This window comes from uncultured Senegalimassilia sp., assembly GCF_934632265.1.
In the GTDB taxonomy this organism is placed as follows: Bacteria; Actinomycetota; Coriobacteriia; order Coriobacteriales; family Eggerthellaceae; genus Senegalimassilia.
The window spans coordinates 1-4,385 of record NZ_CAKTYH010000140.1; the positions used below are offsets into that span (position 1 = coordinate 1).

Consider the following 4,385-nt stretch of genomic DNA (forward strand, 5'->3'; position numbering starts at 1 on the left):
GCATGATGCAGGTGCATGCGCATGCCGCCCGGGCCGCGGGAGAACTCTTCCTGGACGCGCAGGATCTCAAGCTCGTCGAGGTCCCATCCGCCGTACTCGCTGGGCAGGTAGAAGCGGTACAGGTCGTTTTTCTTGGCCAGCTCGTAGAACTCCTCGGGGAAGGTGTTGGTGACCTCGACCTCCTTCTGAATCTCCTCGAACGGACCTTCGGCAAGCTCGCGGATCTGCTTCAGATACGTTTCGAACTGCTCGTCGGTGATCTTTGCATTGGGATTCATGTGAACCTCCTTAGACTGTGCCCGCCTATTCGCCATCTCCGTTGTCGCGATAGGCTCTATCGGCTTTCGACAACATCGATTATGCGACCCTGTCGAGCCGAAATCCAATTCAGCGTCCCAAACGATTTCGCCTAAATCATTTGCAAAACGAATAATGGCGCATTCTGCGGCGAAATCGGTCTCAATCACTTCGATAATCCCAGGTGAATGGGTATTTTCGACCAAAACAACAGCGCACCCGCAGCCTTGTCGGAGGCTACGGGTGCGCAAGATGGCAGGTGTTGTCGTAACGTTATTTGATCTGGTCCAGGTTCAGCATGGAGATGCGGTCCATGGACCTTTTCACGATGCCGATGCCTTCGATCAGCGCATAGAGCTCGAAGCCGCTCTTGCAGCGGAATGCGCATTCCTCGCAGGGGATCTTGTTGCAATAAGCGAAAGCATCTTCGGCGGCCAGTGCGAACACCAGGGGAGGGAATTTCTTGGGCATGATGTATTTCAGCTGCATGCCCGTGAACGTTTTGAGGGCAACCCAGCGGATGCGATATCGGGATGCGTCCCGGATCTTCCACGTGACGATGACGGCGTTGTTGTTGAATCCGCCGTCGATATGGTAGTCGAAAACAACGCCCTCGGGCAGCTCATCAGCATCTACGAAGGTCATATGCTCGTTTTCCGTGCCTGCATCATCGTTGAGGCACGTGTACGGCGGTTGGCCAACCAGCGTGCGTCCGGTGCCTGTGTAGGAGGCCTCTGCGTCGCCGTTGAGCGCGACCAGCACGTTTCCAGCCGAATCCTTCACGAAGGGAAGATCGTCGGCCGCAACGCGGGGCTTCCAGGTTGCGCGCGTGCGCGTGATGCTGTATTGCTGTTCGATCATTGCTATTCCTCGATACCCATACGATGCTTGATTTCCTTTGCCAGCACGAATCGCTGCACTTTGCCGGTGGCGGTGCGGGGGATCTTGTCGATGACCTCAAGGCGTTCAGGCCACAGGCGTTTAGCGATACCCTTGCCATCCATATATTCTAGCAAGTCATGCAGGCACAGCTCTTCTCCATCCGGATCGGCCGGCACGGCGAACAGGCAGATCCTCTCGCCAAGGCGCTCGTCGGGCATGCCGATCGTCGCATGATCGACGATCTGGTCCCAACCCATGACATCGTCATCGACCTCGCGAGCGGATATGTTCTCGCCGCCGCGGATGATGATCTCCTTTTTGCGGCCGTTGATCTTCACGCGGCCCTGCTCGTCGATGGTGCACAAATCGCCGCTGTAGAACCAGCCGTCATCGTCTAAGGCCTCGTCGGTGCGTTCCGGGTCGTTCAGGTAGCCGACGAACATATGCGGCCCGCGGCTCGCTTCCTCTCCCTGCACGCCCGGGGCCACCTCTTGACGGTGCTCGTCGACGGCCTTCACTTCGATCCCGGGATAGGGGACGCCCGAGAAGCGGCCGTTCCACTCCACGCACCTGTTGCGGGGAACGCGCAGGTGCGGGCAGCTTTCAGTGGAGCCGTACAGTTCGCAGAGCAAAAACCCATGACGGTTCGCCATCTCGATGAGGCTGCCCGGCACAGGCGCCCCTCCGCACAGGAAGTACTTGAGGGTGGGGATGGCCTTGCCTGATTCCTCAAGATATTTCAGCAAGTCGTGCACGAACGGCGTAGCGCCGCAGGACCAGGTGACGTTCTCCCGATTGATCAGCTCGACCGCCTCGTCGGCCTTGAAGCGCAACTGCAGCACGCAGCGTCCGCCCGTGAGCATCGGCGAGATCAGGCCATGGAAAAAACCCGTTGCATGGTTGAGCGGGGAAGGCATCCATACGGTGTCGTCGGGGCCTAGTTCAAGGTCGTCCGAGAACACCCGCTCTGAATACAACAGGTTGTTATGCGTGAACAGCGCGGCTTTCGGTTTTCCGGTCGTGCCCGATGTCGACAAGATGCAGGCGACATCGTCGGAATGGGCCGGGCAAGCCCCGGCGAAAGGTGCGACGGACTCCAAGACCTTCGAAAGCGTTGCAGCGTTTTCGTCGTGCGCCGGCTGGACCTTGTCCAAGAGCAGCAATGCGCGCAACGAAGGGATTCGATCTTTGAACTTTTGGAATTCCAGTTCGTAGTCCGTCTTATATGAGAATGTGGGGCAGATATATGCCGTGGTGCCGACCTGGTTGAAGATGTATTCCAAATCGGTGGCGTTCATGGCGGTTGCAACGGGATGCATGACGGCGCCGATTTTGGCGCATGCCACGTAGATCATGCAAAATTCGGCCCATTTGGGAACCTGAAAGGAGACGACATCGCCGTTTTGCACGCCCTTTTCCATAAGCCAGGCGGCGATTCGGCTTGCCCCTTCGTCAACTTCTCGATACGTCAACGTGCAACCAAGGTCGTCCTGTACGTATACGCGGTCGGCGAATCGAGTGCTACGGTCCTGCCAGACGTCTGCGATGGTGTCGGTTCCCCAGGCGCCGCTTTCGTAAAAGCGCCGCTTTTCAGCTTCGTTGATTTTGACGTCGGTGATCATAGGACCCCTCCATATGATATGGGGAAGGGGCGAACGCCGTCGCCCCTTCCCAAGCAACTCTGTCGCTATGCAAGAAAGCCTTTGGGTAAGGATATATTACTTGCCCTGAAGCACTGCCAGGTCGACGGGACCGGAAACGGCGCCCTCGGCCTCGGCGGCCTTGATCTCATCCTCGCTGTAGCCGAGCTCCTTCATGACGTCCTCGGTTGCAGAACCCAGCTTGCCGCCCGGGATCAGGTCCTCGGTCTCGCCAAGCTCGAACTGGACGGGGGCGGTGGGGCACCAACGCGGGCCGGCCGGGTACTGAACAGGCTTGATGTACTCGTTGATCAGCGCGTTCTGGTCCTCGTAGATGTCGGTCGGCGTCTGAGCCGGCTCGCAGGGCATGTCGTTCTCGGAGAACATCTTCAGCAGCTCCTCGCGCGTGAACTGCGCGAAGCCGTCGTCGAGGATCTTGACGACCTCGGGAGCCAGGCCCTTGTCGTTGACGGTCTGGCAGCAGCTGTAGTCCGGATGCTCGGCAAGCTCGTCGCGGCCGATGAGGTGCATGACGCGCGGCCAATCGCGGTCGTACTCGGGCAGGCACAGGACGACCCACTTCTGGTCCTTGGAACGGAACACGTTGTTCAGCGGGTTGTTGACCTCAAGACGGCTCTTCGGATAGGGGTTGCCGTACTGGGCGGAGATCATGCCCGTAGCCAGCGTGTAGATGCCGGCGTGCTGCAGCGCGCAGGTGACGTAATCGCCTTCGCCGGTCTTCTCGCGACCCTGCAGCGCGGCCAGGATGCCTGCCACCAGGAACACGGAGCACTGGTAGTCGCCGTAGCCGTTGGTCGGGATCATGGGGGAGTCGCCCTTGTTGACGGTGGTGCCGAAAACGCCGCCGCGGCCCATGTAGCAGGTCACGTCGAAGCCGGCAGCGTCCTTCTCAGGACCCTTCTTGCCGTAGCCCAGGCCATGGCCCATGATCAGGCGCGGGAACTTCGCATGCAGGCTCTCCCAGTCCAGGCCCATCTTTGCCAGGGACTTGGTGCGGGTGTTGGTGATGAAGACGTCGGCGTCCTCGAGCAGCTTCATCATGACCTCGTTGCCCTTCTCGGACTTGAGGTTCAGCGCGACGAAGCGCTTATGGAAGTTGGCGACGTCGAATGCGAGGTTCTCCTCGTCGCTGGAGGGCATGCCGAACACGACTGCCTGGTTCGTGCGGCACGGATCGCCCTTGAACGCCTCGACCTTGATGACGTCGGCGCCCCACTCGCCGAGGATACGGCCGGTGGTCGGGGTTGCCAAGAACGTGGTGAGGTCGACGACCTTCAGGCCCTTCAAAGGTTGCATACTAAAATCCTCCTTGCTTAGATGCGTTCCCGGTTATCCGGGGGATTCGAGCGCTTCAGCGTTCTGGCTCGCTTGCCGCTCGATAGCGTTTCGCTGCTAAGGAAAAGAGGGCCATCCACGCAATGGCAGACGACCCTCCTTTCGAAGTGAATTTGTTCCTGCGATCGACGCCGATCAAAGGGTGATTAAAGCTGGTACTCGACCTTGCCGCCGAACTTCTGGCAGTTGCGGGCAATGGTGATGCGCTGG

The 4,385-nt window shown here is 59.2% G+C and carries 4 protein-coding genes; all 4 read right to left on the minus strand.

The genetic code is table 11. The annotated features are described in order from the left end of the window. The coding region (locus Q0H50_RS08555) for an acyl-CoA dehydrogenase family protein (protein ID WP_294421427.1) at window positions 1-278 on the minus strand (278 nt) is incomplete at its 3' end. Window positions 279-570: 292 nt separating this feature from the next. Further along, entirely contained in the window at window positions 571-1,158 is a 588-nt protein-coding gene (locus Q0H50_RS08560; protein WP_294421429.1) for a hypothetical protein, read from the minus strand. A gap of 2 nt (window positions 1,159-1,160) precedes the next feature. Beyond that, window positions 1,161-2,801, minus strand: a complete 1,641-nt coding sequence (gene fadK, locus Q0H50_RS08565) for a medium-chain fatty-acid--CoA ligase (protein WP_294421431.1) — start codon at window positions 2,799-2,801, stop codon at window positions 1,161-1,163. A gap of 96 nt (window positions 2,802-2,897) precedes the next feature. Next, a complete protein-coding gene (locus Q0H50_RS08570) occupies window positions 2,898-4,136 on the minus strand; it encodes a CoA transferase (RefSeq protein ID WP_294421433.1) in 1,239 nt (412 codons plus the stop codon). Window positions 4,137-4,385 lie beyond the last annotated feature (249 nt).

Bases quoted from the DNA above. Each gene is read 5' to 3' on its own strand.
- Q0H50_RS08570 (WP_294421433.1), bottom strand. From the start codon at position 4,136: ATGCAACCTTTGAAGGGCCTGAAGGTCGTCGACCTCACCACGTTCTTG.
- Q0H50_RS08560 (WP_294421429.1), bottom strand. From the start codon at position 1,158: ATGATCGAACAGCAATACAGCATCACGCGCACGCGCGCAACCTGGAAG.
- fadK (WP_294421431.1), bottom strand. From the start codon at position 2,801: ATGATCACCGACGTCAAAATCAACGAAGCTGAAAAGCGGCGCTTTTAC.